This is a genomic window from Capsulimonas sp., assembly GCF_039929585.1.
In the GTDB taxonomy this organism is placed as follows: Bacteria; Armatimonadota; Armatimonadia; order Armatimonadales; family Capsulimonadaceae; genus Capsulimonas.
The window spans coordinates 1-1649 of record NZ_JBDSQY010000195.1; the positions used below are offsets into that span (position 1 = coordinate 1).

Here is a 1649-nt window from a genome sequence, read left to right on the forward strand (position 1 = left end):
CCCTCTGTGTCTATAATAAGTGAGACAGTTCGCTACACTAAATGCAATCCGTATCGAGGGCGGAGAATGGTCAAATCCGTTGGATCCTCACACCTTAAATGGTCGGCATGAAAAACCTGAGACTATCTCACCAGAACTTGAGGTCGTTTCCGCAGAAGTTACGGCGCCTCCCAAGCGCCGGCGCCGCACGGCGGCGTACAAGCTGCGCGTTCTGGCGGAGGCCGACGCCTGCGAGCAACGCGGCGAACTCGGAGCCATGCTTCGCCGTGAAGGCATCTATCATTCGGACCTTGCCAACTGGCGCAAACAAAAAGCGCAGGGCCAGCTGGGAGGAACGCCGGTCTCAAGATCGCGCCGATCCGATCCCGCATTTGTCGAGGCCGTCCAAGCGCAGACGGAACTGGCCAGAGAAGTGCGGCAATTACGCCGGCAACTGGGCCGCGCCAAGCAGATCATTGACATCCAAAAAAAAGCCGCTCTCTTGCTGGGCGAGACCCTTCAGGAGATGAGCCTGGACGACTTCACGGATATGGAGGACCTACCCGAAGACGATCAGAGTTAGTAGGATGTTCTTCATTAATGGCAGCCGCTCGTGAGATCGCCAAATCAACGCCGCCCGAAATCGTGTGCGAGGCGCTGGGCGTCAGCCGAGCCGCGCTCTACCGAACCTACTCCGAGGGCCAAGGCGCATCCGAGCTGAAGACATCTTGGTCATCACGCATCTCGCCGCGTGCGCTCAATCCATGCGAACGCGAGAATATTCTGGATCTGCTGCACTCGGAGCGGTTCGCCGATCAAGCTCCGGCGACCGTTTACGCCACGCTTTTAGATGAGGAAGTCTATGTTTGTTCCGTGCCGACGATGTATCGGCTCCTCCGAGCCAAAAACGAGACGCGGGAGCGGCGTAAACAGCGCGCCCGCACACACTACCAGAAGCCGGAGCTGCTGGCCAACGGCCCCAACGAATTGTGGAGCTGGGACATTACCAAATTGCTTGGCCCAGAAAAGTGGACTTACTACTATCTGTACGTGATCATGGATGTGTTTAGCCGCTGTGTGGTCGGCTGGATGATCGCGCCGCGCGAGTCGTCGGATTTGGCGAAGGTCTTGATCGCCCAGTCCTGTGAAACGCAGGGGATCACGCCCGGCTCCTTGACCATTCACGCTGATCGCGGCAGCGCGATGACCAGTAAGCCCGTGGCGTTTCTCTTGGCGGACCTTGGCGTGACGAAGACGCATTCTCGGCCGCACGTCAGCAATGACAATCCGTATTCGGAGGCTCAGTTCAAAACACTCAAATACCGGCCAGGTTTTCCCGAGCGATTTGGAAGCCAGCAAGACGCGCAAGACTTTTGCCGGACGTTCTTCGCCTGGTACAACGAGCAGCACCGGCACAGCGGCATCGCGATGATGACGCCGCACAATGTTCATAGCGGCCAGGCCGCCCAAGTTCTCGCGGTTCGAACGCGAGTGCTCAAACACGCCTACGCCAAACATCCGGAGCGGTTCGTGCGCAAACAGCCGATCCCGGAAGCGCTGCCAACAGCCGTCTGGATCAACCCGCCTGCCCAAAAGGAGGGCGAAGAGTTAGGCGACGATCGACACGAAAAATAATGGACTAAGTTGTCTCAAACTATTGACACGTTCCG

Annotated in this window: 2 protein-coding genes; both read left to right on the forward strand. The window is 57.9% G+C overall.

Annotated elements, in window-relative coordinates; genetic code table 11:
* Nucleotides 1–79 precede the first annotated feature (79 nt).
* On the forward strand, nt 80–562 hold the full coding sequence (locus tag ABIZ35_RS14220; protein WP_348220575.1) for a transposase: 483 nt from the start codon (nt 80–82) through the stop codon (nt 560–562).
* A gap of 17 nt (nt 563–579) precedes the next feature.
* Nucleotides 580–1614, forward strand: coding sequence for an IS3 family transposase (locus ABIZ35_RS14225; protein ID WP_348220576.1), 1035 nt, complete (start codon nt 580–582; stop codon nt 1612–1614).
* Nucleotides 1615–1649: the final 35 nt, after the last annotated feature.

Coding starts and splice junctions, on each gene's coding strand:
- ABIZ35_RS14225 (WP_348220576.1), top strand. CDS start 580: ATGGCAGCCGCTCGTGAGATCGCCAAATCAACGCCGCCCGAAATCGTG.